Origin of the sequence: Bradyrhizobium sp. CIR48 (assembly GCF_014198315.1) — a bacterium.
GTDB lineage: Bacteria > Pseudomonadota > Alphaproteobacteria > Rhizobiales > Xanthobacteraceae > Bradyrhizobium.
Window position 1 is genome coordinate 302118 of the sequence record NZ_JACIHG010000001.1, and the last position, 25674, is coordinate 327791.

Consider the following 25674-nt stretch of genomic DNA (forward strand, 5'->3'; position numbering starts at 1 on the left):
TGGTCTATGACAGTTTCATGACGGCCTGACAGGGCCGGGCCATTTCCAACCGGTAGCCTACCCCCATGATGCGATGGTTTCGTGCTTTCCTTCCCAAGGAAGAACGGTTCTTTGACCTGTTCGACCGGCATGCCCAGACGGTGATCCAGGGCTCCATCGCGCTCCAGGGCATGCTCAACGGGGGCGAGGAGACGCCGGTCTATTGCCAGCGCGTCAACCAGTTCGAGAATGATGCCGACAACATCACCCGAGAGGTGCTGACGGCGGTGCGCCGCACCTTCATCACCCCGTTCGACCGCGGCGACATCAAGAACCTGATCACGTCGATGGACGACGCCATCGACCAGATGCAGCAGACGGCCAAGGCGGTGATGCTGTTCGAGGTCCGCACCTTCGAGCCGCCCATGCGCGAGATCGGCGGGCTTCTGATCGAGTGCGCCAATCTGGTCGGCCGCGCGCTGCCGCTCATGCAGTCGATCGGCCCGAACGTCGCCATGCTGACCGCGATCACGGAGGAACTCGGCAAGCTCGAGGGCCGCGTCGACGATCTCCACGACATCGGTCTGAAGGAGCTGTTCCTCAAGCATCGCGACGGCAATGCAATGGACTTCATCGTGGGCGTCGAGATCTACGACCACCTCGAGAAGGTGGCGGATCGCTTCGACGACGTCGCGAACGAGATCAACAGCATCGTCATCGAGCAAGTTTAGGGCAGGCCGCTGTGGATGCCGCGTTGGGTCTTCCCGTCCTGGTCGGCTTGATCGCCGTCGCGCTGCTGTTCGATTTCCTGAACGGCCTGCACGACGCCGCCAATTCGATCGCGACCATCGTCTCGACCCGCGTGCTACGGCCGCAATTCGCGGTGTTCTGGGCCGCGTTCTTCAATTTCGTCGCCTTCATGGTGTTCGGCCTGCACGTCGCCCAGACCATCGGCACCGGCATCATCGATCCCTCGATCGTCGACGCCCAGGTGATCTTCGCAGCCCTGGTCGGCGCCATCGTCTGGAACCTCGTGACCTGGGCGCTCGGCATCCCGTCCTCGTCGTCGCATGCGCTGATCGGCGGGCTCGTCGGCGGCGGCATGGCCAAAGCCGGGATCTCGGCTGCGGTGTGGAGCGGATTGAGCAAGACGGTGCTGGCGATCGTGCTGTCGCCGCTGATCGGCTTCCTGCTGGCGATGATGCTGGTGGCGATCGTGTCCTGGGCCTCGGTGCGCTCGACGCCATTCGCGGTCGATCGCGCCTTCCGCATCCTGCAATTCGCCTCCGCCTCGCTCTATTCGCTCGGCCATGGCGGCAACGACGCGCAGAAGACCATGGGCATCATCGCGGTGCTGCTCTATTCGCAGGGCCATCTCGGCAGCGACTTCTCGGTGCCGTTCTGGGTGGTGCTGTCCTGCCAGGCGGCGATGGCGCTGGGCACGCTGATGGGCGGCTGGCGCATCGTCCGCACCATGGGCCTGCGCATCACCAAATTGACTCCGATGCAGGGCTTTTGCGCCGAGACCGGCGGGGCCGCGACTTTGTTCATGGCGACCTATCTCGGGGTTCCGGTCTCCACCACGCACACCATCACCGGCGCCATCGTCGGCGTCGGCGCCGCCCGCCGCGTCTCGGCGGTGCGCTGGAACGTTGCCAGTTCGATCGTCTACGCCTGGGTAATCACGATCCCGGCCTCGGCCATCGTGGCGGCGCTGACGTGGTGGGCGGTCAAGCTTTTGCGCTGACGCCTTATAGCAGTTTCAATATCGGCGCTGTTTTGTATCTTTCAATTGCGCGAGAGTTGTTAGTCGCTATAAAGTGGCGGAATGAGCATTTCAACAACTAGTGGTAGCATGACTCGTCTCGGCTTTCTTGCCGAGGATTGGGCCGCCGATCTGTTGCGCGACTTAGGGTACAGCGTGGTTCAAAACCCTCTAGTTGGAGGCGTGCAAGTCGATCTAATAGTAGAGCGCGACGGACTGCAATCTCCGGTTGAAGTCATATTCCGCTCTTCACTTGTCCCTCTTAGCTCCATCAGAGAAAAGGTGCTTCGGTTTCTACCTTTGATTGACAGTGGAAACTACGTTAGTCCTCTAGTCCTAGTTCTAGGCAAGACCACTCAACAGGCGAAGGAATTTGCTTCGACCATGTTCGGTACTCGCGTGTGGGATTTGGAGGTTCTGCGGCAAAGAGCAAAGCCATTCCCCAGACTCTTGGATCGGCTTGAACAGCTCCTGACAGAGAAACACGAGAGCAGGTCGAAAAACCAGTCTGACCAAAATGATGTGCCAGAGGAACGTCAAAACACAGCGAATGAGCGAAAAACCGAGACCGAGAACCTCACCGAGAGATTGCGGCTCCACAAAGAGCAGGGCGAACTAACGCCTCGAGAATATGAGGAGCTATGCCAAGAGACTGTTACATTTCTATTTGACCCAGATCTGTACGGTTTCGAAAAACAGGCGCAAACCTCCGACGGTGGCAACCGATACGATTTCATTTGCCGAATAAGGCCAGGCAACCCATTTTGGGACTCTATAAGAGCTGATTTCCGAACCCGATCCGTTTTGTTCGAATGTAAAAACTACAGCGCTGCGATTTCGGCGGATCAGGTGTATTCAACCGAGCGTTATCTCTTTTCTGGTGCTCTGCGGACGGTCTGCTTTCTAATTTCCCGCCACGGGCCTGATGATGGCTGTAAGCGCGCAGCGCAAGGAGCCCTGCGCGAGGCGGGCAAATTGATCTTACTTCTGTCCAACGACGATCTGATCGAGATGTTGCGGCTTAAAGAAGACAAAGAGGGGCCGACCAGTTTCCTCGATGAGAGGATTTGGCAATTCATAATCACTCTACCTCGATAACCTCTTAGGCCACCTTTTAGTCGTGGAGAGGCCCGATTAAGTAACCAGCTTCAGCCCGACGATTCCGGCGACGATCAGCCCGATGCTGGCGAGGCGGAGCGCCGTGGCCGGCTCCCCGAACAGGACAATGCCGAGGGTCGCGGTGCCGACCGCGCCGATGCCGGTCCACACCGCATAGGCGGTTCCGACGGGCAGCGATTTGAGGGCGAATCCGAGCAGGATGACGCTGCCGGCCATGGCCACGAGCGTGACGACGGACGGAACAAGCCTGCTAAAGCCCTCGGTGTATTTCAGGCCGATCGCCCAGGTGATCTCGAGAAGACCCGCGACGAACAGGATGCTCCAGGCCATGACGACCCTCCCTTCAAGGCAGGGTCGTCCCCGCGGCTGATGGGCGGGGAGGCCGTCCTCCCCCAAGGCCAGTATGGCCAAGGCCGATATGGGGCTGGCCGGAAGGCTCCGCAATCACCAAATGAGGCTTGATCAGGCCCGTTTTCCCTGCCACACGCTCCCACCATGTCCGACATCGCCACCACCACAGCCGAATCGCCGGCCCGTTCCCCGCTTGCCGCTGAAGTGGCGCGGCGGCGCACGTTTGCGATCATCTCCCATCCCGACGCCGGCAAGACCACGCTGACCGAAAAGCTGCTGCTGTTCGGCGGCGCCATCAACCTGGCCGGCCAGGTCAAGGCCAAGGGCGAGCGGCGCAACACGCGCTCGGACTGGATGAAGATCGAGCGCGAGCGCGGCATCTCTGTCGTGACCTCGGTGATGACCTTCGAGTTCGAGGGCCTTGTCTTCAACCTGCTGGACACGCCGGGCCACGAGGACTTTTCGGAAGACACCTATCGCACGCTGACCGCGGTCGATTCCGCCGTGATGGTGATCGACGCCGCCAAGGGCATCGAGGCGCGCACCCGAAAGCTGTTCGAGGTGTGTCGTCTTCGTGATATCCCGATCATCACCTTCATCAACAAGATGGATCGCGAGAGCCGCGACGTGTTCGAGCTGCTCGACGAGATCGAGAAGACGCTGGCGCTCGACACCACGCCGATGACCTGGCCGGTCGGCCGCGGCCGCGACTTCCTCGGCACTTACGACGTCGCCAATGGCGGCGTGCGCCTGCTCGAAGGCGGCGGTGCCAAGACCGGCGCGGCGCAGCAGATCGAGATCGCCGAGCTCGCCAAGCTCAATGCCAATCTCGATGTCTCCGCGGTCAAGGACGAGCTCGAGCTCGTCACCGAAGCGTCAAAACCGTTCGAGCTCGACGCGTTCCGCGAGGGCCATCTGACGCCGGTCTATTTCGGCAGCGCGCTGCGCAATTTCGGCGTCGGCGACCTGCTGGAAGGCCTCGGCAAGTTCGCGCCCGAGCCGCGCGCGCAGGACAGCGACCAGCGCAAGGTCGAGGCCACCGATCCGCGCATGAGCGCCTTCGTGTTCAAGATCCAGGCCAATATGGATCCGAACCACCGCGACCGCATCGCCTTCGCGCGTCTCTGCTCGGGCAAGCTGAGCCGCGGCATGAAGGCCAAGCTCGTGCGCACCGGCAAGAGCATGCCGCTGTCGAGCCCGCAATTCTTCTTCGCCCAGGACCGTTCGGTCGCGGATGAAGCCTTCGCCGGCGACGTCGTCGGCATTCCCAATCACGGCACGCTGCGCATCGGCGACACGCTGACCGAGGGCGAGGATTTCAACTTCGTCGGCGTGCCGAGTTTCGCGCCGGAAATCGTCCGCCGCGTCCGTCTCACCGACGCGATGAAGGCCAAGAAGCTGAAGGAAGCGCTGCAGCAGATGTCGGAAGAGGGCGTGGTGCAGGTGTTCCGCCCGCGCGACGGAGCGCCGGCGCTGGTGGGTGTCGTCGGCGCGCTCCAGCTCGACGTGCTGAAGGCACGGCTGGAGGCGGAATATTCACTGCCGGTCGAGTTCGAGGTCAGCGAATTCCAGCTCGCGCGCTGGGTCTCCTCGGAGGACCGCAAGAAGCTCGACACCTTCATCGCCGCCAACACCTCCAGCATAGCCGACGACGTCGACGGCGATCCCGTGTATCTGGCGCGGAACGAATTCTATCTCGGCTACACCAAAGAACGCGCCGAGGGCATCGAATTCACCAACGTCAAGGACGTCAAGAAGAAGGGGTAGGGTGGGCCTGCCGCTCGCGCGCGAGCATGTGAACGCGCGCGGACTTGACGCATTCATGGACAATGCCACCTTTTCTGGTGGCATTGCGAGCTCACTCCATGTGGCGCGGCTTCCTTGTTTTTCTCCTGCTGACGATCTCGACGATCGCCGCCGACGCGCAGCGACGCCAGATCAATCCAATCCCGTTTGCGCACGAGCCGTGCAGCGTGCTCGACTATCGGCCCTGCACGCCGTCCTATTGCAGCCCGCTCGAGCCCGGCCCCTGCATTCCCGAGATCGACTATCCCTATGGGCAAAATCTTCAGCTGACGATCGAGAGCGTGCCCTCCGAAGCCGATCGCGCCAAGTATCGGAAGCCGGATCACGATCTCGACACGATCGGCGATCTCTTCGCCGAGCTACGCACCTGCTGGTCGCCGCCATCAGACGGTGCGCGCGCGGGCATGCAGATGTCGGTGCGCTTCAGTTTCAACAAGGCGGGCGGCCTGATCGGTCCGCCGCGCCTGACATTCGCAACCACCGGCGTTCCGGCCGACACCCGCGCGACCTATCTGAAGGCGATCAACGCCTCGCTGAACGCCTGCCTGCCGCTGAAATTCACTGGCGGACTCGCCGGTGCCCTGGCCGGGCGGCCGATCGCGATCCGATATGTCGACAATCGGCAGGTCGGCCAGTAGCGCACGAGTTGCGAGCAGCCGCCAATCGATGATACCTCAGAGGCGGGGGCTGCATTGCGGGGAGGATGTCGTGGGTCTGCTGGTCATGATCCTGGGGCTGGTGCTGTTCTTCGCCACCCATGTTTTCACCACCAAACGTGAGGCGCGTGCGCAGGCAATCGCAAGGCTGGGCGAGGGGACCTACAAGATCCTCTATACCGTGGTCTCGCTCGCGGGTCTCGCGTTGATCATCTGGGGCTTTGCGCATTACCGCAGCTCCGGCTGGATCGACGTCTGGTATCCGCCGAAGGCGATGAAGCACATCACGCTCGCGCTGATGCTGCCCGCGGTCATCCTGGTGGTCGCCTCTTATCTGCGCGGCCGCATCTACGCGACGCTGAAGCATCCGATGCTGGCCGGCATCAAGCTGTGGGCGGCGGCGCATCTTTTGGCCAACGGCGATCTCGGCTCCATCATTCTGTTCGGCTCGTTCCTGGGCTGGGCGGTGTATGACCGCATTTCGCTCAAGCATCGCACCGACGCCGGCGGCCCCCCGATCCCGGTGGGCGGCGTCAGCAATGATCTGATTGCGGTCGTCGTCGGCGTCGTCGCCTATCTCGCGCTGGCCTTCGCGTTCCATCCGGTCGTGATCGGTGTTCCCGTGATCGGGGTCTAGCCGGTCAGCACAAGACGAAACCCCGATGTCCATGCGCGGAAGCTGATAAGAGCAACAAACCGAGGGCCCTTCGATGGACTGGTCGCAATCTCAGATCCCGCCGATGCGGTTCGAGGCGCGCTTCGGCGACCGGGTGGTGCCGGCATTTTCGGATCGGCCGGCGAGCGTGTGGGCGATGATCGCGGAGGCGCGCGATCGCAATGCCGAAGGCGAGGCACTGATCGCAGGCAATGTCCGGCTGAGCTGGCGGCAGGCCGTGGAGCAGGCTGCGCGGATCGCCGCGGGCTTCCGCAAGCTTGGCCTGCAACGGGGCGACCGCGTCGCGATCCTGCTCGGCAACCGCATCGAATTCCCGCTGCTGCTGTTTGCCGCCGCGCATGAGGGGCTGGTCACCGTGTTGCTCAGCACGCGCCAGCAGAAGCCGGAGATCGCCTATGTCCTCGCCGATTGCGGCGCCAAGATCCTGATCCACGAAGCAGGCCTCGCAGAGCGGCTGCCCGATGCGGAGGAGGTGCCCGATGTGATCCATCGCATCGCCGTCGACGACGATCCGGCTCGCTCGCGCTTCGCCGCGCTCGCCGACAACCCGCCGGCGCCTGCGTCGATCGAGGTGAGCGAAGAGGACACCGCGATGATCCTCTACACCTCGGGCACGACAGGCAGGCCGAAGGGCGCGATGCTGGCCCATTGCAACATCGTCCATTCCTCGATGGTGTTCGTGTCCTGCCTGCAATTGACGCAAACCGATCGCTCGATCGCGGCGGTACCGCTCGGTCATGTCACCGGTGTCGTCGCCAACATCACGACGATGATCCGCTGCGGCGGGGCGCTGATCATCATGCCCGAGTTCAAGGCCGCCGATTACCTCAAGCTCGCCGCGCGCGAGCGCGTCACCTACACGGTGATGGTGCCGGCGATGTACAATCTCTGCCTGCTGCAGCCGGATTTCGACAGCTACGATCTGTCGAGCTGGCGCATCGGCGGCTTTGGCGGGGCGCCGATGCCGGTCGCGACCATCGAGAAGCTCAAGGCGACAATTCCCGGCCTGAAGCTGATGAACTGCTACGGCGCGACCGAGACGACGTCGCCCTCGACGATCATGCCGGGCGAGCTGACCGAGAGCCATATCGACAGCGTCGGCCTGCCGTGCCCCGGCGCGCGCATCGTCGCGATGGATCCGGACGGGCGCGAGCTGCCCCACGGGGAGATCGGTGAGCTCTGGATCCAGAGCGCCTCCGTCATCAAGGGCTATTGGAATAACCCCAAAGCCACCGCCGAGAGCTTCACCAGCGGGTTCTGGCACTCCGGCGATCTCGGCTCGGTCGATGCGGAAGGGTTCGTCCGCGTGTTCGACCGCCAGAAGGACATGATCAATCGCGGCGGCCTGAAGATCTATTCGGCCGAGGTGGAATCCGTGCTGGCCGGCCATCCCGCCGTGATCGAGAGCGCGATCATCGCCAAGGCGTGCCCGGTGCTGGGCGAGCGCGTCCACGCCGTGGTGGTGACGCGCGCGCCGGTCGCCGGCGAGGCCCTGCGCGCCTGGTGCGCGGAGCGTCTGTCCGACTACAAGGTTCCCGAGACCCTGGCGATCACACCTGAGCCGCTGCCGCGCAACGCCAACGGCAAGGTGCTGAAGCGGCAGCTCCGGGAGCTCCTGGGCCCTTGAGCCGGGCAGGGCCATCCGGGCTCTCCCGGGTGGTTAACGCCTTGATCGGGCTCGCTTTGCCTTGCCACCGCCATATCGTTAGGGTACCTCGCACGCCACGTGGGGGACGGGGATTCCTGACGCGAACGCTTCGGCGCGCGTACCCGGACGGGCATGGGATTAGCATAAGTGTCTGAATTATTTGACGAAGTCGACGAGGAAGTACGTCGCGAACAGCTCAAGAAGCTGTGGGATAGATATTCGGTTTACTTCATCGCCCTGATGGTGCTGGTCGTTGCCGGCGTCGGCGGCTGGCGCGGTTATCAATATCTGGAGGCCAAGAAGGCCGCCGAGGCCGGCGCCGCCTTCGAGAAGGCGGCGGAGCTGTCCGACCAGGACAAGCATGCCGAAGCCGAGGCCGCCTTCACCGAGCTCGCCGCCAAGGCGCCCTCGGGTTATCGCACCCTGGCGCGGCTGCGCGCCGCGGCCGAGGCGGCGCCCCGTGACGCCAAGGCTGCTGCCAAGATGTATGACGACATCGCTGCCGACCGCAGCGTCGGTGGTGAGTGGCAGGATCTGGCCAAGATCCGCGCCGCCGGCCTGGTGCTCGACAGCGCCAGCTATGCCGACATGCAGCAGCGGCTGGAGCCTTCCGCCGCCCCCAAATCGACCTTCCGCCACACCGCCCGCGAGATGCTGGCGCTGTCGGCCTGGCGCAACAACGACATGACGGCGGCCCGCAAATGGCTCGACGCGATTGGTGAAGACGGCGAAACGCCGCCCGGCCTGCGCTCGCGCGCCGAGGCGCTCCAGGCCCTGCTGCCGCCCGTCGCCAAGAGCTGAGCAAAAAGAGCTGAGCAAGAAGAGCTGACGACGGCTCCCTGACCTAGACGAGACACGATATGCGCCGCACGCCACGCTTGATCGCAGCCGCCGTCCTGATCGCCTTCACGGGCGTCCTGGGCGGCTGCTCCAGCTTCGATCCAAGCGACATGCTCGACTTCCTCGACACCAAGAAGAAGCTGCCGGGCGACCGCAAGCCGGTCTTCCCGGAGGGCGTGCCGGGTCTCGAGCAGGGCGTCCCGAAGGACATGTACAAGGGCGCGCAGCAGCAGCCCGATCCGAACGCGCCTGCCGTCGCGGCTCTGCCCGCCGAGCCGCCGCCCGAGCCGGCCAAGCCGGCGAAGGGTGCCAAGGCGAAGCACACGAGGCAGCCGGCCGCCGCAGCGGCAGCGCCGACTGAAGCGCCCGCCGGCGAAGTCGACGGCGAGGCTCAGCCGGAGGCGGCGCCGGCCACGGCCGCTCCGCCGCCCAAGCACAAGATCGTCCGCAAGCGCACCACTGCGCCGCCGCCGGATCAGCCGGTCCAGCAGGCGCAACCGACCCAGACCTCGCAGCAGCAGACGCAGGGCGGCTTCCCGGCGCCGCTGCCGAGCGGCAGCTTCTCGCGCTAATTTTTTCCTTTGATTGACAGGCGCAGCCCCGGCAGCGCACGAATGACCGATGTCCTTCACGATCGCCATCATCGGCCGGCCCAATGTCGGCAAATCGACGCTGTTCAACCGCCTGGTCGGACAGAAGCTCGCGCTCGTCGACGACCTGCCGGGCGTCACCCGCGACCGCCGCGAGGGTGAGGCGAGGCTCGGCGATCTCGAATTCACCATCATCGATACCGCAGGCCTCGACGAGGGCGCCAAGGGCTCGCTGACCGCGCGCATGCAGGAGCAGACCGAGACCGCGATCGCGCAGGCCGACGCGCTGTTCTTCGTCATCGATGCCCGCGTCGGCCTCACGCCCACCGACCGCGCCTTCGCCGATTTCGCCCGCAAGGCCAACAAGCCCGTGCTGCTGGTCGCCAACAAGAGCGAGGGCAAGCACGGCGATGCCGGCGCGATGGAATCCTTCGCGCTCGGCCTTGGCGATCCCATCCAGATCTCGGCCGAGCATGGCGAGGGCATGGGCGAGCTCTACGATGAGCTCGCCAAGCTGATGCCGGAGCCTGTCGACGACGACGAGACCGAGGACGACGAGCCGCTCACCGAGGAAGAGGCCGCGACGCGCCCGATCAGGGTCGCCATCGTCGGCCGGCCCAATGCCGGCAAGTCGACGCTGATCAACCATCTGCTCGGCGAGGAACGCCTGCTGACGAGCCCGGAGGCCGGCACCACGCGCGACTCCATCGCGGTCGAGATCAACTGGAAGGGCCGCGAGTTTCGCGTGTTCGACACAGCAGGTCTCCGCCGGCGCTCCCGCATCGAGGAGAAGCTGGAAAAGCTCTCGGTCGCCGACGCCCTGCGCGCGGTCCGTTTTGCCGAAGTCGTCGTGATGATGATGGATTCGCAGAACCGCTTCGAGGAGCAGGATTTGCGCATCGCCGATCTGATCGAGCGCGAGGGCCGCGCGGTGGTGCTCGCCGTCAACAAATGGGACCTGATGGAGAGCAAGGGGGGCGGTGCGATCTCGGGTCTGCGTCGCGATGCCGACCATTGGCTGCCGCAGATCAAGGGCGTGCCGATCGTCGCGGTTTCGGGCCTGATGGGCGAGGGCATCGATCGGCTGATGCAGGCGATCCAGGACGCCTACGCGCTTTGGAACCGGCGCGTGTCGACGTCGGCATTGAACCGCTGGTTCGAGCAGGCGGTTCAGGCCAATCCGCCGCCGGCCGTGTCCGGCCGACGGCTCAAGCTCAATTACATCACGCAGACCAAGGCGCGCCCGCCGAGCTTCGTGCTGTTCTGCTCGCGCGCTGATGCGGTGCCGCAGTCTTATTTGCGCTACCTCATCAATTCCATGCGCGAGACCTTCGAGCTGCCGGGCACGCCGGTGCGCATCACCTTGCGCGAGAAGGCCAATCCCTTCGCGCACAAGCGCAAGCGGCCGTCGTGAGTGACGGCGCCAGCGAGGCGGCGGCGCAAGGCGCTGTGCCGGTCCAGCGCGGCGCGGTCGCCTTCATCTTCGTCACCATCCTCCTGGACATGCTCGCGCTCGGCGTCATCATGCCGATCCTGCCGAAGCTGATCGAGAGCTTCGTCGACAACGATACCGCCCACGCCGCCCGCATCTTCGGCCTGTTCGGTACCGCCTGGGCGCTGATGCAGTTCGTGTTCTCGCCGTTGCTCGGCGCGCTGTCGGATCGTTTCGGGCGGCGGCCGGTGGTATTGCTGTCGAATTTCGGGCTCGCGGCCGACTACGTGCTGATGGCGCTGGCGCCGTCCCTGGTGTGGTTGTTCGTCGGCCGCGTCATCTCGGGGATCACTTCGGCCAGCATCTCGACGGCGTTTACCTATATCGCCGACATCACGCCGCCGGAGCGGCGCGCGGCGGTCTTCGGCCGGATTGGAGCGGCGTTCGGCGCCGGCTTCATCCTGGGGCCAGCGCTCGGCGGTCTGCTCGGCGACATCGATCCGCGCCTGCCGTTCTGGGCGTCGGCGGCCCTCAGCTTCGCCAATGCCCTCTACGGTCTGTTCGTCCTGCCGGAATCGCTCGCGCCCGACAAGCGCGCGCCGTTCCGCTGGCGAAGTGCCAGTCCGCTCGGCGCGCTCCGCCTGCTGCGCTCCAATGCGGTGCTCGCTGCGTTGTCCGTCGTCAATTTCATCGCGCAGGTCGCGCATGTCGTGCTGCCCTCGACCTTCGTGCTCTATGCGACCTATCGCTACGGCTGGGATTCCAAGACCGTGGGACTGACGCTGGCGATGGTCGGCATCTGCGCCATGGTGGTGCAGGGGCTTGCGATCGGCCCGATCGTGCGCGTGCTCGGCGAGCGGAACGCGCTGTTGCTGGGCCTGTGTTGTGGCGCGCTCGGCTTCGTCGTCCTGGGCGCTGCGCCGACCGGGCCGCTGTCCTGGATCGGGATTCCCATTCTGGCGCTGTGGGGCATCTCGGGTGCCGCCTCGCAAGCATTGATGACGCGGCTGGTCGCGGCCGAGCAGCAGGGCCAGCTCCAGGGCGCAACCGCGAGCGTGCAGAGCGTGTCGCAGCTCGTCGGCCCGTTCCTGTTCACGCTGACCTTTTCCTATTTCATCAGCGCCGGCGCGCCGCTGCATCTGCCCGGCGCACCGTTCCTGCTCGCGGCAGCGCTCATGGTGGTCTGCGTGGCGATCGCGGTGCGGACGCTGGGTGGGGCGAAGACGGGATCGTAGGGTGGGCAAAGGCGCGCAGCGCCGTGCCCACCATCTGTTCGTGATAGCAAGAAGTCGTGGGCACGCTTCGCTTTGCCCACCCTACGGCAGCGGAGAATGCCGCGCGAGATCCCGGGTTCGATGCTTCGCATCGCCCCGGGATGCCGCTACACTCTTACTTTTTCACCAGCGGACAATCGCTGTCCTTGAGCGGCTTTGCTGCGTCTTCGGCGGAGATCGTGGCGATCTGCTTGTAATAGTCCCACGGCCCCTTCGACTCCTCGGGCTTCTTCACCTCGAACAGGTAGGCCGGGATGAGGCGGCGGCCGTCCTGGCGCAGCGGGCCGTTGCCGAACAGCGGATCGTCGGTCGGCAGCTCCTTCATCTTGGCGACGACCTTGGCGCCGTCATGCGGATTGCCGCCGAGCGCGTCCATCGCCTTGAGATAGTGCAGCACCATCGCGTAGTTGCCGGCCTGGGTCATCGACGGCATCGCGTTCTTGCTGGCCAGCGCCGAGAAGCGCTTGGACCATTCGCGGGTCTTGTCGTTCAGGTCCCAGTAGAACGATTCGGTGAAGGTCAGGCCCTGCGCGGTCTTGAGCCCCAGCGAGTGCACGTCGTTGATGAACAGCAGCAGCGCCGCGAGCTTCTGGCCGCCCTGGACGATGCCGAACTCGGCCGCCTGCTTGATGGCGTTGGTGGTGTCGCCGCCGGCGTTGGCGAGGCCGATGATCTTGGCCTTCGACGATTGCGCCTGGAGCAGGAAGGAGGAGAAGTCCGCGGTGTTGAGCGGGTGCTTGACGCCGCCGAGCAGCTTGCCGCCATTGGCGGTGACGACGGCGCTGGTGTCGCGCTCCAGCGCGTGACCGAACGCGTAGTCGGCGGTGAGGAAGAACCAGCTGTCGCCGCCGGCCTTGGTCAGCGCCTTGCCGGTGCCGTTGGCGAGCATGTAGGTGTCATAGGTGTAGGAGACCGTGTTGGGCGTGCAGGCCTTGCCGGTGAGATCCGCGGTGGCAGCGCCCGAATTGAGCAGCACTGCATTCTTTTCCTTGACGAGGTTGCTGACCGCCAGCGCGACGCCGGAGCTCGGCGTGTCCGCGATCGCATCGACCTTGTCGTTGTCGATCCACTGCCGGGCGATGTTGACGCCGACGTCGGGCTTGTTCTGGTGATCGCCGCTCAGCACCTCGATCTTCCAGCCCTTCTTGAGCAAGCCGGAATCCTCGACCGCCATCTTGATCGCAACCACGGAATTGGGGCCGCCGATGTCGGCATAGAGGCTCGACATGTCGTTGAGCACGCCGATCTTGACGGTCTTGTCCTGCGCGTAGGCGGATGTTGCAAAACCGAAGGCGGCACAGGCCAGAAGGGCCGCGGAGCGGCGCGCGAACGTCGTCGTCATAAAAGGTTTCCTCCATTGTCAAATATGCGGACGGCTCTCTTGCGGAGCCTTGTTCCGGCTGATTGGCTCTAGCCTGTCCCAGGGCTGGCGGCAATGCGCCTAAAGCCGGATGACGCTGCGTCGTAGCGTCATCCGTCGGTTAACTTTTTGGGAAAAATGCGTTGAGACGCTATTTGAGCGCGTCCGATGTCAGCTTGAATTTCTGGATGCGCTTTCCGGTATCGACCTCGGCGGTATAGACGTTACCCCTCGCGTCGATCGCCATGGCGTGCACCCAGTGGAATTGACCGGCGTTGCGGCCGTTGTGCCCGAAGCTGCCGACCACGCTGCCGTCTTCGCGCTTGATGACCCGGATCTCGTTGTTCTCGCCGTCGGCGCTGAGCAGATAGGTCTGCTTCGGATCGGGCCAGATCGCGATGTCCCACACCGCGCCGTTGCCGAGCGTGTTCTTCTCGAAGAAGAACTCCTTCACGAAGCTGCCGTCCTTCTTGAACACCTGGATACGGTTGTTGATGCGGTCGCAGACATAGACGAGGCCGTCATTGGCGAGCTTCACGCAGTGGACCGGATTGCCGAATTGCTGCGAGACTGGCGCCTTGGGATCGTAGGGCGCCTGCTTGGCGTCGTCGGGCTTGTTGCCATAGGCGCCCCAGTGCCGCTTGTAGGCGAGCGTCGTCGCATCGAACACGATGACGCGGCGGTTGCCATAGCCGTCAGCGACGTAGATTTCGTTGGCCTCCTTGTCGAGCGCGGTCTCGGCGGGTTTGCCGAGCTGCGTCGTATCGTTGCTGCCCAGGCTCGGGGCGAACTTGCCGATCTGGGCGACGAATTTGCCGTCGAGCGTGAACTTCACGATGGCGTTGTCGTTGTCGGCATTGCCGCCGACCCAGACGAAGCCGCGCTCGTCGACCTCGATGCCGTGCTCGCGGCCGACCCATTCATAGCCCTGCCCGGGACCGCCCCATGAGCGCAGCAGATTGCCGTCGACGTCGAACTCGAGCACGGGCGGCGCCGACACGCAGCATTTCGAGCGCGGCGGATTGAGGCTTGCGCCTTTCTCGTCGTCGGTAAGCGAGCGCGGGCGATGGATCACCCAGATATGGCCCTGCCAGTCGACGGTGATGCCGCCGACCTGGCCGAGGATCCAGTTGTTCGGCAGCTGCTTTGGCCAGGAGGGATCGACCGCAAAAGTCGGGACGTCGCCAGCATTCGACGCAACCGGAAGAGCAAAGGCGACGGCTGCGATCAGAATGGAGAGAGCGTGACGTGCGAGCGCGGACGCAGAGCCTGCGCGATCGTGCCATGGCGCCATGGCAACCTCCCTTTTGTTGGCGTGCGGCTTGCTGCCGCTTACGCGCGGGCAGTCAATCGCGGGGAGGCAGTCAAGTCAATCAGGCCGGGGAGCGGAAGCTCATCAGGCTGCGGGTCTTGTAGTCGTAGAACTTGCCGGTCTCGGTCCAGTCAGGCGCGCACATCGGCACGATGAATTCGGCGACCTGCTCGGCGGTGTCGAGCGTCGCCGGGTCTTCGCCCGGCATCAGCGTCGCGCGCATGCGGGTGCGGACCGGACCCGGATTGAACAGATTGACGCGCAGCTTCGTGTTCGCGGTCTCCTGCGCCCAGGCGCGAGCCAGCGTCTCCAGCGCGGCCTTGGACGCCGCGTAGGGGCTGACATAGGCGGTCGCCTTGTTGGCGGCGCCCGAGGTGATGAACACGGCGCGCCCGGCATCGGATTGCTTGAGCAGCGGCTCCATGCAGCGGATCAGCTGGAAGTTCGCGGAGACATTGAGGGCCATCACGTCGGTGAAGGTCTTCAGCTCGATATGGCCGATCGGCGAGGAGGGGCCGAGCACGCCGGCATTGCCGACGAGGATGTCGAGCTTGCCGTAGCGTTCGTGCAGGCCGGCGCCCAGCCGCGCGATGCCGTCGGAATCGGTGAGGTTGAGCGGCACCAAGGTGGCGCTGCCGCCGAGTTTCCGGATCTCGTCGTCGAGCTCTTCCAACCCGCCCTGCGTGCGCGCCACCGCCACGATATGCGCGCCGGCCTTGGCGAGCGCGATGGCGGTGGCATAGCCGATGCCGCGCGAGGCGCCGGTGACGAGAGCGATGCGGTCAGCGAGGGGATTTGTCATGGCGGGGTTTTACAGGGGTGGATGGCCGGGACAAGCCCCCATCACGCCGTCATTCCGGGGCGATGCGAAGCATCGAACCCGGAATCCAGAGCTTACAGGACTACGTCGAGATTCCGGGATCGCGCTGCGCACGCCCCGGAATGACGGCAGAGGGTCAGCTCGCCTCCGCCAGCAGAGACAGCTGCCGGGGCTGCTGCTCGGTCTGGGTCTGGTCGGTGAGGTGGGTCGGATAGGCCCCGGTAAAGCAGTGATCCGAGAATTTTGGATTGGCAGGATCGCGGCCGGGTTCGCCCATGGCGCGGTACATGCCGTCGATCGACAGGAAGGCGAGCGAGTCGGCGCCGATGATCTCGCGCATCTCCTCCAGCGAATGCGTCGCCGCGAGAAGACCGCCGCGATCGGGCAGGTCGATGCCGTAATAATCGGGATAGAGGATCGGCGGTGAGGCGAGACGGAAGTGCACTTCCTTGGCGCCGGCATCGCGCATCATGCGCACGATCTTCTTCGAGGTGGTGCCGCGCACCAGCGAGTCGTCGATCAGGATGATGCGCTTGCCTTCGATCGCGGCACGGTTGGCCGAATGCTTCATGCGCACGCCGGATTCGCGGATCGCCTGCGTCGGCTGGATGAAGGTGCGGCCGACATAATGGTTGCGGATGATGCCGAGCTCGAACGGCACACCGGAATACTGGCTGTAGCCGACCGCGGCGGGGACGCCGGAATCCGGCACCGGCACGACGACGTCGATCGGCACGTGGCTCTCGCGCGCGAGCTGCGCACCGAAGGCCTTGCGCACCTCGTAGACCGAGCGGCCGTGGACGATGGAATCCGGGCGGGCGAAATAGATGTATTCGAAGATGCAGGGACGCGGCGCCATCGGCGGGAACGGCTTGTGGATGTCCTGGCCGTTCTCGTCGAACACGATGACTTCGCCCGGCTCGATGTCGCGGATGAAGCGCGCGCCGATGATATCGAGCGCGCAGGTCTCCGAGGTCAGGATCGGGCAGCCGTCGAGCTCGCCGAGCACCAGGGGACGGATGCCGCGCGGATCGCGCGCGCCGACCAGCTTCTTGTTGGTGAGCGAGACCAGCGCATAGGCGCCCTCGATCTCGCGCAGCGCGTCGATATAGCGCTCGATGAAGCGGGCGCGCCTGGAGCGCGCGACCAGATGCAGGATCACCTCGGTGTCGGTGGTCGACTGCATCATCGCGCCGTGCTTCACGAGTTCGCGGCGCAGCGTCAGGCCGTTGGTGAGGTTGCCGTTATGGGCGACCGCGAGACCACCGGCATTGAGCTCGGCGAACAGCGGCTGCACGTTGCGCAGGATGGTGGCGCCGGTGGTGGAATAGCGGACATGGCCGACGGCCATATTGCCGGGCAGGCGGTCGATCACCTCGCGGCGGGAGAAGGTGTCGCCGACGAGCCCGAGGCGGCGTTCACTGTGGAAGCGGCTGCCGTCGTAGGAGACGATGCCGGCGGCCTCCTGGCCGCGATGCTGAAGGGCGTGAAGGCCGAGCGCGGTGATGGCGGCGGCGTCCGGGTGGCCATAGATGCCGAAGACGCCGCATTCCTCGCGCAGCGTATCTCCCTCCAGGTCGTCCTGAACCTCTAGCGCGGCCGGGCCCGGGCCGGCGTTTGGATCGAGATCAAGTTGGGCGTCCTGGTCAGGGTGTCGCATCTCGTCCGCGCCTCTCTTTAAGGGCAATCAACGCGCCGCAGGTTTCTCGATCAGTTTCTTCAAACTGTCACGAGCAGGTTTACTGTATCCGTCACCACTGCCCGAAGGCTGCTGCTCGGATTCAGCTTGATCATCATCTGGTTTGTTTTTCTTGAATCTCTTCAAGATGGTGTTCTCGGGGTCGTCCGGCAAGAGGGCCATCAGCCAATCCCCGGTTCCCTGGAGCACGACGCGGGATTTGGCCCCCGTCACCCAGTCCGGGCGCTGCTTGTCCGGAACCAGCCAGGTGAAGAACAGGAAGGCGACCACGACGATCAAAAGCCCGCGAGCCAGGCCAAACAGGAAGCCGAGGGTGCGGTCCAGCGCGCCGATCCTGGAATCCAGGATCATGTCGGAGATCCGGACTGTGATCACGGAAACCACGACCAGGGTGCCCACGAACACGCCGGCGACGACGACCACGCTCGCGACGGTGTCGTTGTTGAAATAGGTCTTGGCGGTCGGCAGCAGCTTCGAGAACGAGTACAGCGTCACGATCGCCGCGGCGCCCCAGGCCGCGATCGACAGGATTTCGCGCATGAAGCCGCGGACCATGGCAAGCAGGCCCGAGATCAGCATCACACCGAGCAGGATCAGGTCGAGGAGTGTTACTGGCATCGGCTGGTCTGGTCCGCTCGTACGTCGAAGGTGCTCTAGCGAATCGGTGTTTGGCCGCTGCCCTAAAAGAGGGGCAGACGGCGTTCCCGGCAAGGCCGCAACCACGCAATCCCATGCTGCTTTTGTGACGGCTGTATAGCGGCGGGGGCCTCCGACGTCACCTCCACCTAACCCTCTCCACGGCGGAATCTTGCCGGTGTGGCATTTTTCTCTGCCGGCGCGTTCGATTCGCCCCGGCGGGAGCCCTTGGCGGCAATCTCTGCGACCAATGTCGTCAGGCTGTTGACCGCATTCAGGGCCAGTCCGGCGTCACCGCCGGCATCCCCGCCTCGGGCCGATTCGGGCAGCACGGCGCGCTTGAAGCCCAGCTTGGCCGCCTCCTTGAGCCGGGCCGGGGTCTGCGCCACCGGCCGGATCACGCCAGAAAGTGAAATCTCGCCGAAATAGACCGCATCGGTGGGTAACTGCGCATTAACCAGGGAGGACACCAGCGCGGCCGCGGCGGCCATGTCGGCCGCGGGCTCGTGGATGCGCAGGCCTCCCGCCACGTTCAGATAGACGTCGTGGCCCGACAGCTTGACCCCGCAATGGGCCTCCAGCACCGCCAGCACCATCGAGAGCCGACTCTGATCCCAGCCTACCACCGCGCGCCGCGGCGTGCCGAGCGAGGTCGGCGCCACCAGCGCCTGCAATTCGACCAGGACGGGCCGCGTGCCCTCGATTCCCGCGAACACTGCGGTGCCGGGCGTGCCGAGATCGCGCTCGGACAGGAACAGCTCGGAGGGATTGGTGACCTCGCGCAGGCCAAGGCCCGTCATCTCGAACACGCCGATCTCGTCGGTCGGGCCGAAACGGTTCTTCACGGCGCGCAGGATGCGGAATTGCTGCGAGCCTTCGCCCTCGAACGACAGCACGGCATCGACCATGTGCTCGACCACGCGGGGGCCGGCGATCTGGCCGTCCTTGGTGACATGGCCAACCAGGATGATGGCAGCGCCGGTCTTCTTGGCGAAACGTATCAGCGCCTGTGCCGAGGCGCGCACCTGGGTCACCGTGCCGGGCGCGGATTCCACCGTGTCGGTCCACATGGTTTGGATCGAATCGATCACGATCAGCCGCGGGACCGCGCCCTCCGACAGCGTCGAGACGATGTCCTCGACCGAGGTTTCGGCGGCGAGCTGCACCGGCGCATCCGACAGCCCCAGCCGTTCGGCGCGCAGCCGCACCTGCGCGACCGCCTCTTCGCCGGAGATGTAGACGATGCGGTGGCCGGCGCGTGCCATCATGCTGGTGGCCTGCGTCAGCAATGTCGACTTGCCAATGCCGGGGTCGCCGCCCACCAGCAGCACGGAGCCGCGGACAAAACCGCCGCCGGTGACGCGGTCGAGCTCGGTCATCCCGGAGGACAGGCGAGGCGCATCCTGGGTTTTCCCCGAGAGGCTCTCCAGCGCAAACGTTCGTCCCTTGCGCTTGGAGCGGATCGACACCGGCACGCTGCCGCTGGTGTCTTCTTCCGCGAGCGTATTCCACTCGCCGCAGGATTCGCACTTGCCCTGCCAGCGGTTATAGGCCGCGCCGCAGTTCTGGCAGACGAAGGAAAGGGTGTTCTTGGCCATGGGGCGTCAATCGTGCTCAGGGAGATTGCGTCGCGTTCCATAGCATGGAGAGCCCGGCCGCGACCATGATCGCGTCCATCAGCAGGCGGAACACGTCCGGCTTCAGGTGCAGCACGAAGCGTTTTGCGATGAAGGCGCCCGACATCAGCGAGGCGCCCGCGATCAGCCCCTTCATGAAGACATCGCCGGTCAACGCGCCGAAGCGCTCGAAGGTCACGGATTTTGCGAAGTAGAGACCGAGCGAGGAGGCCGCCTCGGTGGCGAGGAAAGCGCCCTTGCTGAGTCCGTAGAACAGGAACAGCGGCACGCTGAGCGGGCCGGTCGAGACTACGATGCCGGTGAGATAGCCGATCACGGCGCCGCCGACGGCGAGATGCCAGAGATTGGCCTTGAGGTCGTGCCGCGCCAGCCAGTGCCGCACCGGCACCATCGCGATCAGGAAGATGCCGATGGCGAGGTCCACCGCATGCGATGGCAGCGCCAGCAGCGTCCGTGCGCCGAGCACGGCCGCCGGAATGCCCGTGACCGAATAGGCCGCACAGGCCCGCCAGTCGACCTCGCGCCACCAGGCCAGGATCCGCGAAAAGTTCGCCATCACGGACGCCACCGCCATGATCGGCACAGCCTCCTTCGGCCCATAGGCGTAGACCAGCACCGGCATCAGCATGATCGACGAGCCGGTGCCGACGATGCCTGAGATGGTGCCGGCGACGAGGCCGACGGTGAGGACGAAGAGGAAGGCCAAAACGCTCTCCACGAATCGGGAGAGTTTAGCCGCGGGCAGCGATATGGGCGATTCGTGCTAGGCGAGGGAACCTATTGCGCTGCGCATCGGCATGCCGGTCTGGGCGCCGGCTTTGAGGCATTTCAATGCGGCCGCTTCGCAGCTCACATCGAGCGCAATCTGCAGCGACACGCCTTCGCTCAGCATGGCCGCAAACGCGCCGACAAAGGTGTCGCCGGCGCCGGTCGTGTCCACCGGCGTGATGCGCGGGGCGGGCGCACGCAGGCGGGTGCCGTCGGCCGTCACGGCCAGCGCGCCTTGCGCACCGGCGGTCACGATGCAGGTGAGGTCGCCGGCCCTGGCGAGGTCCGCGGCAGCGGCCTCGTAGCTGGACGTAGCGAGGTCGATGGCTGCGGCGGCGTCCAGCGCCTCGTGCTCGTTGACGAGGAGATGGTCGGTCACGGCAAGAAGCTTTGTCACCATCTCGCGGGTCATCCTCTCCGGGACGGGCGCGAGATTCCAGACGACGGTGCCGGCGGCCAATGTCGTCCTGCGCGCAGCCTCGAGCGCCTGCGCGAAGGGCACTTCCATCTGAAGCACCAGCACCGTATCGGGCGTGAAGAGTGCGGCACCAAGATCTCCGGCACTCGCGGCCATGTTGGCGCCGCTCGCCACCGTGATCGCATTCTCGCCGGCCTGATCGACCGTGATGAAGGCGCAGCCGGTCGGCTCGTCGGCCCTGGCGATGAGATCGGCGTCGACACCGTTGGTCCTGAGGTTCTCGATCGCGCTGTCGCCAAACCCGTCCCGGCCGACGCGGCCCGCCATCCGGACTTGTCCCGGTCCCGCGATCCGCGCGGCGGCAACGGCCTGGTTGGCACCCTTGCCGCCGAAATGGGTCTGGTAGGACGGCGCGAGCACCGTCCGGCCGGGGCCGGGAATGATCGGGACCTTCGCGACGAGATCGATGTTGAGCGATCCGAACACCAGGATCATGGCGGAGAGGCCTTCAGCCTTGCTCGTCCATGACGCGCAGTTTCTCGACCCGGCGGCGGAAATCCTCGTCGGTCGAGAATTCCGCGGAGAGGTAGGACGAGACGAGATCCACGGCGAGCCAGGCGCCGACGATCTGCGCGCCGATGCACATGACGTTGACATCGTCGTGCTCGACGCTCTGATGGGCGGAATGAACGTCGTGGCAGACCGCGGCGCGGATGCCCTTCATCTTGTTGGCCGCGATCGAGGCTCCGACCCCGGTGCCGCAGACCATGATGCCCCGCGCGGCTTCGCCCGACGTCACCTTCTGCGCCACGGCCCGCGCGATGTCGGGGAAGTCCACCGGCTTGTCGTCATGGGAGCCGACATCGACGATGTCGTGGCCGAGCTTGCGGATGTGGTCGATGACGGTCTGCTTGAGCGGCCAGCCGGCGTGGTCGGATCCGATGACGAGACGCATGTGGTGTCCTTCTTGATTTTGCATTGACCGTGACAGCCGGAAAGCGGCTGTCACGGCTTCTCTTCGTTCAGCTACGCATGTCGGGCGGCAGCTCGACCCCGTGGAATTTCTTGTAGATCGCGTTGAGCTTGCCGTTCTTGACGTTCTCGGTGATCCAGCCGTTGAGCTTGTCCATCAGGCGCTGCTCGCCCTTCTTCAGGCCGATGGCGAGGTCGAAGGTTGCGAGCGGAATCTTCGACTCGAAGATGCGGGCGGGATTCTTGACGCCGATCTGGTTGATGATCGCGGCCGATGTGCCGACGCAATCGACCTGACCGGAGACGGCCGCCGTGACTTCCGTGGCGTCGTCGTCATAGCGGGCGATCGTCAGCTCCTTGTCCTTCATGTTGGACAGGGTGGTATCCTGCGTGGTTCCACGCGAGACGCCGATGGTCTTGCCTTTCAGGTCGGGCCAGTCCTTGACGTTCATCGACTTGAGGCAGCCGACGTCGGATTGCAGCGTCGCATAGCGCTTGGTGAAGTCGATGACCTTGGCGCGCTCTGGCGTCACCGACAGGGTCGAGATGATGATGTCGGCCTTGCCGGTCAGGACGTTCGGGATGCGGGTCGCGCCGGTGGTCTGGATGAATTCGAGCTCGAGGCCCCAGTCCTTGGCGAGCAGCTGAGCCACCTCGACGTCGGAGCCGGTCGGCTTCATGCCGGAATCCATCATGCCCGAGGGCGGAATCGCAAGGTCGGTTGAAATGCGAATCTTCTTGGCCTTCATCACGTCGTCGAGCAGGTCGGCCGATGCCGGCGTGGTGGACAAAATGACGAGGCCGAGCAGCGCGGCGGCGGTCCCAAGCAGTGTCTTGTTGGTCATTCCTAGTTCTCCTCTCCCTGTTATGATTTTAGATTTCCGGTGCCCACGAATTGCGTGAGTTCCGGCGTCGTCGGCGATGTCAGGATCGAGGCGGGGCCGGTCTCGTGAACCTTGCCGCGATGCATGAACACGATCCGGTCGGCGATCCCTTTGGCAAAGCCCATCTCGTGCGTGACCATCACCATGGTCATGCCGTCCGCCGCCAGCTGCTCGATCACCTTCAGCACTTCGGCGGTGAGCTCGGGGTCGAGCGCAGAGGTGACCTCGTCGAACAGCATCACCTTCGGCTGCATGGCGAGGGAGCGCGCGATCGCGGCGCGCTGCTGCTGGCCGCCCGACAATTGCTCGGGATAGGCGTGCAGTTTCTCCTCGAGCCCGACCTGCGCCAGCACCTTTCGCGCGAGGTCCTTGGCCTGCGAGTGCGCCAGGCCCTTCACCGCGCAGGGTGCCAGCGTGATGTTCTGCTCGATTGTCAGGTGTGGAAACAGGTTATAGCTCTGGAACACGATGCCGACGTCCTGGCGTAGCGCGCGCAGATCGACGTCAGGACGGTCGACCCGATGTCCGCAAACGACGATCTCGCCGCCGTCGACCTTCTCGAAACGGTCGATGCAGCGCAGCGCTGTGCTTTTGCCGGAGCCTGAGCGGCCGATCAGCGCCAGCACTTCGCCGCGCTCGACCGCGAAGCTGACGCCATCGAGGACCCGGAGCGAGCCAAAGCTCTTTTGCACGTCGCGGAGCGACACGATTGAATCGGAGGAGGGGTTCTGTTGCATGTCAGGCCGGCGCGAGGTTGGATCTGCCACGCCCCATCCGCCGTTCCAGCCTCTGGCTGAACAGCGACAGCGGATAGCACATGGCGAAATAGATGACGGCGATGATGGCGTAGATGGCGAACGGCTCGAACAGCGAGTTGTTGACGATCTGGCCCGAGCGCATCAGCTCGACGAAGCCGACGACGGAGGCGAGCGAGGTGTTCTTGACGATCTGCACCATGAAGCCGACGGTGGGCGGCGTCGCGATGCGAATGGCTTGTGGCAGGATAACTTTCATCATGCGCTGGGTCCGGCTCAGCGCCAGGCCTTCGGCGGCCTCCCATTGCGGCTTCGGCACCGACTGAATGCAGCCGCGCCAGATCTCGCCGAGATAAGCGGCGACGTACAGCGTCAGCGAGGCGCCGGCCGCAGCGAGCGGCGAGACCTTGAGGCCGATCGCGGCGAGACCGAAATAGCCCAGGAACAGGATGACGAGCAGCGGCGTGCCCTGGATGAGCTGGACATAGACGGCGCTGGCGATCCGCACCGATTTGAGCGGCGAGATCCGCGCGAGCGCGATCACGAAGCCGACGATGCCGCCGCCGATCAGCGCGATCACCGACAGGCCAATGGTCCACAGCGCGCCCTGGCCGAGGAACATCAGATGATTGATGTTGAGATGTCCGCCCATGATCATCTCACAATGGCGTGCCGAGCCGGCGACGGCGCGGAAACAGCACGAGGCCGAGGCCCCAGAAGCCGGCGCGCATCACCAGCGACAGGATGACGTAGAGCACGGCGACGATGATGTAGGTCTCGAACGCGCGATAGGTGTCCGACTGGATGTAGTTGGCGACGGCGGTGAGCTCCTCGGCCGAGATCTGCGAGCAGACCGAAGAGGCCAGCATCAGCAGCACGAACTGGCTGGTCAGCGCCGGATAGACCTTCTCGATCGCCGGCAGCAGGATGATGTGCCAGTAGATCTGGAGGCGCGACAGCGCCAGGCCCTCGGCCGCCTCGATCTGTCCGCGCGGGATCGCCTCGAAGCCGGCGCGCATGATCTCGGCGGTGTAGGCGCCGACATTGATCGTCAGCGCGGCCACGGCCACGGCGAAAGCGGAGAATTTCAGCCCCAGACTGGCAAGGCCGAAATAGACCAGGAAGATCTGCACCAAGAGCGGCGTGTTGCGAATGGTCTCGACATAGACCTTGCAGGCCCCTGATATCAGCGCGTTGTGCGTTCCGCGCCCGACCGCCGCGAGCGTGCCGAGGAGGGCGCCGAGCACCGTCGCGAAGGCGGCAAGCTCCAACGTGAGGACGGCGCCGGCGAGAAAACTCGGCCAACGCTCCAGCACTGCGGGAAAGTCGAGTTGCAGGCTCATCGTATCAGGTTCAGCCGGTGGTCTGGTTGGTCATGCGGTCATAGACGCGGAACAGCGCCTGGTTGCCGTTGCTTCCTTCGCCGTGGGCGCGCGCATCGACATATTGGCTGGTCACGAGCGCGGTGCCGGGCAGCGGCACGCTGAGCGCCTGCGCGTGCTCCTGGACGAGGCGAAGGTCCTTGAGCTGGAGATCGATCCGGAAGCCGGCGGAGACGTCGCCGGCGATCATCTGGGGGCCGAGCTTGTCGAGCATCCAGGAGGCGGCGGAGCCACCGAGCAGCACCCGGCGCAGCAGATTGAGGTCGAGGCCCGAGGCGCGGCCAAGCGCCAGCGCCTCGCAGATCGCCTGGATGTTGATGCCGCAGATCAGCTGGTTGCAGAGCTTGACGGTCTGGCCGGCGCCCGATGCGCCGACATGCGTGATGGTGGTGCCCATCGCACGAAAGAACGGCTCGGCCTTGGCGAACGCGTCGGCGTCGCCGCCGGCCATGATCGAGAGCGCGGCATTCTTGGCGCCCACCGGCCCGCCCGAGACCGGCGCGTCGACGAAGCTGACGCCGCCCTTTTGCAGGTCGGCGTGGATCTTGCGGACCGCGACCGGCGAAATCGTGCTCATGTCGACGATGAGCTTGCCTGATGGCGGCGACTTCAGCACGCCGTGCTCGCCGTAGATGGTCGCCTCGACATGGGGCGTGTCGGGCAGCATGGTGATGACGATGTCGGCGCCTTGCGCGGCATCGGCAGGGCTGTCGGCGCGAGTCGCGCCTTCCCTGGCGCTGTCGGCAAGTGCCGCCTCATTGAGATCGAACACGCGAACTGCGTGGCCGGCCCTCAGCAAGTTGCGCACCATCTCTCGGCCCATCGTGCCGATGCCGATGAAGCCGACATTGCCCTTGTCGTTCCGTCCCATGTGATCAGTCCGTTTCTTGGTTGA

At 64.9% G+C, this 25674-nt stretch carries 25 protein-coding genes and 1 pseudogene; 11 read left to right on the plus strand and 15 right to left on the minus strand.

From position 1 onward, the window contains the following. Positions 1-65: 65 nt before the first annotated feature. From GGD66_RS01470 to GGD66_RS01480, 3 genes are all read left to right on the plus strand, one after another. Positions 66-710 carry a DUF47 domain-containing protein gene (locus tag GGD66_RS01470; protein ID WP_018317614.1) on the plus strand — a complete coding sequence of 215 codons (645 nt, stop codon included), beginning with the start codon at positions 66-68 and terminating at the stop codon, positions 708-710. A gap of 11 nt (positions 711-721) precedes the next feature. Then, positions 722-1726, plus strand: a complete 1005-nt coding sequence (locus tag GGD66_RS01475; RefSeq protein WP_183256698.1) for an inorganic phosphate transporter — start codon at positions 722-724, stop codon at positions 1724-1726. Between the two features lie 81 nt (positions 1727-1807). Then, the gene (locus tag GGD66_RS01480; RefSeq protein WP_183256699.1) at positions 1808-2842 is read left to right on the plus strand and encodes a restriction endonuclease; all 1035 of its coding nucleotides are present in this window, start codon (positions 1808-1810) and stop codon (positions 2840-2842) included. Between the two features lie 36 nt (positions 2843-2878). On the opposite strand, the gene sugE is transcribed toward GGD66_RS01480, so the two are convergent. Beyond that, positions 2879-3193, minus strand: a complete 315-nt coding sequence (gene sugE / locus GGD66_RS01485; RefSeq protein WP_183256700.1) for a quaternary ammonium compound efflux SMR transporter SugE — start codon at positions 3191-3193, stop codon at positions 2879-2881. Positions 3194-3358: 165 nt separating this feature from the next. Between sugE and GGD66_RS01490 the strand changes: the two genes are divergently transcribed. From GGD66_RS01490 to GGD66_RS01525, 8 genes are all read left to right on the plus strand, one after another. Then, on the plus strand, positions 3359-4981 hold the full coding sequence (locus tag GGD66_RS01490) for a peptide chain release factor 3 (protein ID WP_018317611.1): 1623 nt from the start codon (positions 3359-3361) through the stop codon (positions 4979-4981). Positions 4982-5079: 98 nt separating this feature from the next. After that, a complete protein-coding gene (locus tag GGD66_RS01495; RefSeq protein ID WP_183256701.1) occupies positions 5080-5658 on the plus strand; it encodes a hypothetical protein in 579 nt (192 codons plus the stop codon). Positions 5659-5728: 70 nt separating this feature from the next. Beyond that, positions 5729-6313 (plus strand): NnrU family protein, encoded by a 585-nt coding sequence (locus GGD66_RS01500; protein ID WP_092252774.1) that lies wholly within the window; start codon positions 5729-5731, stop codon positions 6311-6313. Positions 6314-6386: 73 nt separating this feature from the next. After that, entirely contained in the window at positions 6387-7979 is a 1593-nt protein-coding gene (locus GGD66_RS01505; protein ID WP_183256702.1) for a class I adenylate-forming enzyme family protein, read from the plus strand. 168 nt (positions 7980-8147) lie between these two features. After that, positions 8148-8801: a tetratricopeptide repeat protein gene (locus GGD66_RS01510; protein ID WP_183256703.1), complete on the plus strand. Its 654-nt coding sequence runs from the start codon at positions 8148-8150 to the stop codon at positions 8799-8801. Positions 8802-8860: 59 nt separating this feature from the next. Then, entirely contained in the window at positions 8861-9412 is a 552-nt protein-coding gene (locus GGD66_RS01515) for a hypothetical protein (protein ID WP_183256704.1), read from the plus strand. Between the two features lie 49 nt (positions 9413-9461). Continuing rightward, positions 9462-10844, plus strand: a complete 1383-nt coding sequence (gene der / locus GGD66_RS01520; RefSeq protein ID WP_018317605.1) for a ribosome biogenesis GTPase Der — start codon at positions 9462-9464, stop codon at positions 10842-10844. Continuing rightward, entirely contained in the window at positions 10841-12097 is a 1257-nt protein-coding gene (locus tag GGD66_RS01525; protein WP_183256705.1) for a TCR/Tet family MFS transporter, read from the plus strand. Before der ends, GGD66_RS01525 begins: the two co-directional genes overlap by 4 nt. Before the next feature lie 154 nt (positions 12098-12251). Here GGD66_RS01525 and GGD66_RS01530 read toward each other — a convergent pair whose 3' ends face one another. The 14 genes and pseudogenes from GGD66_RS01530 to GGD66_RS01595 all read right to left on the minus strand — a co-directional run. After that, the gene (locus tag GGD66_RS01530; RefSeq protein WP_018317603.1) at positions 12252-13478 is read right to left on the minus strand and encodes an ABC transporter substrate-binding protein; all 1227 of its coding nucleotides are present in this window, start codon (positions 13476-13478) and stop codon (positions 12252-12254) included. Between the two features lie 169 nt (positions 13479-13647). Then, entirely contained in the window at positions 13648-14790 is a 1143-nt protein-coding gene (locus tag GGD66_RS01535) for a hypothetical protein (protein WP_183256706.1), read from the minus strand. A gap of 79 nt (positions 14791-14869) precedes the next feature. Further along, positions 14870-15610, minus strand: a complete 741-nt coding sequence (locus tag GGD66_RS01540; protein ID WP_183256707.1) for an SDR family NAD(P)-dependent oxidoreductase — start codon at positions 15608-15610, stop codon at positions 14870-14872. A 154-nt stretch (positions 15611-15764) separates the two neighbouring features. Next, the gene (purF, locus tag GGD66_RS01545; protein WP_018317600.1) at positions 15765-17288 is read right to left on the minus strand and encodes an amidophosphoribosyltransferase; all 1524 of its coding nucleotides are present in this window, start codon (positions 17286-17288) and stop codon (positions 15765-15767) included. 27 nt (positions 17289-17315) lie between these two features. Beyond that, positions 17316-17945 carry a CvpA family protein gene (locus tag GGD66_RS01550; protein WP_018317599.1) on the minus strand — a complete coding sequence of 210 codons (630 nt, stop codon included), beginning with the start codon at positions 17943-17945 and terminating at the stop codon, positions 17316-17318. 167 nt (positions 17946-18112) lie between these two features. Next, entirely contained in the window at positions 18113-19561 is a 1449-nt protein-coding gene (gene radA / locus GGD66_RS01555) for a DNA repair protein RadA (protein ID WP_183256708.1), read from the minus strand. A 16-nt stretch (positions 19562-19577) separates the two neighbouring features. Beyond that, entirely contained in the window at positions 19578-20306 is a 729-nt protein-coding gene (locus GGD66_RS01560) for a sulfite exporter TauE/SafE family protein (RefSeq protein ID WP_183256709.1), read from the minus strand. A gap of 57 nt (positions 20307-20363) precedes the next feature. Then, on the minus strand, positions 20364-21281 hold the full coding sequence (locus tag GGD66_RS01565; RefSeq protein ID WP_183256710.1) for a ribokinase: 918 nt from the start codon (positions 21279-21281) through the stop codon (positions 20364-20366). Between the two features lie 13 nt (positions 21282-21294). Next, a complete protein-coding gene (gene rpiB / locus GGD66_RS01570; protein ID WP_018317596.1) occupies positions 21295-21741 on the minus strand; it encodes a ribose 5-phosphate isomerase B in 447 nt (148 codons plus the stop codon). 67 nt (positions 21742-21808) lie between these two features. After that, positions 21809-22603, minus strand: a complete 795-nt coding sequence (locus tag GGD66_RS01575; protein WP_183256711.1) for a transporter substrate-binding domain-containing protein — start codon at positions 22601-22603, stop codon at positions 21809-21811. A 20-nt stretch (positions 22604-22623) separates the two neighbouring features. Further along, positions 22624-23379, minus strand: a complete 756-nt coding sequence (locus GGD66_RS01580) for an amino acid ABC transporter ATP-binding protein (protein ID WP_092252798.1) — start codon at positions 23377-23379, stop codon at positions 22624-22626. A gap of 1 nt (position 23380) precedes the next feature. Beyond that, positions 23381-24049, minus strand: a complete 669-nt coding sequence (locus tag GGD66_RS01585) for an amino acid ABC transporter permease (protein ID WP_026201880.1) — start codon at positions 24047-24049, stop codon at positions 23381-23383. A gap of 7 nt (positions 24050-24056) precedes the next feature. Further along, positions 24057-24740, minus strand: coding sequence for an amino acid ABC transporter permease (locus tag GGD66_RS01590; RefSeq protein ID WP_018317592.1), 684 nt, complete (start codon positions 24738-24740; stop codon positions 24057-24059). A 10-nt stretch (positions 24741-24750) separates the two neighbouring features. Continuing rightward, a pseudogene (locus tag GGD66_RS01595) lies at positions 24751-25653 on the minus strand (NAD(P)-dependent oxidoreductase); the annotation flags it as partial. Between the last annotated feature and the right edge of the window lie 21 nt (positions 25654-25674).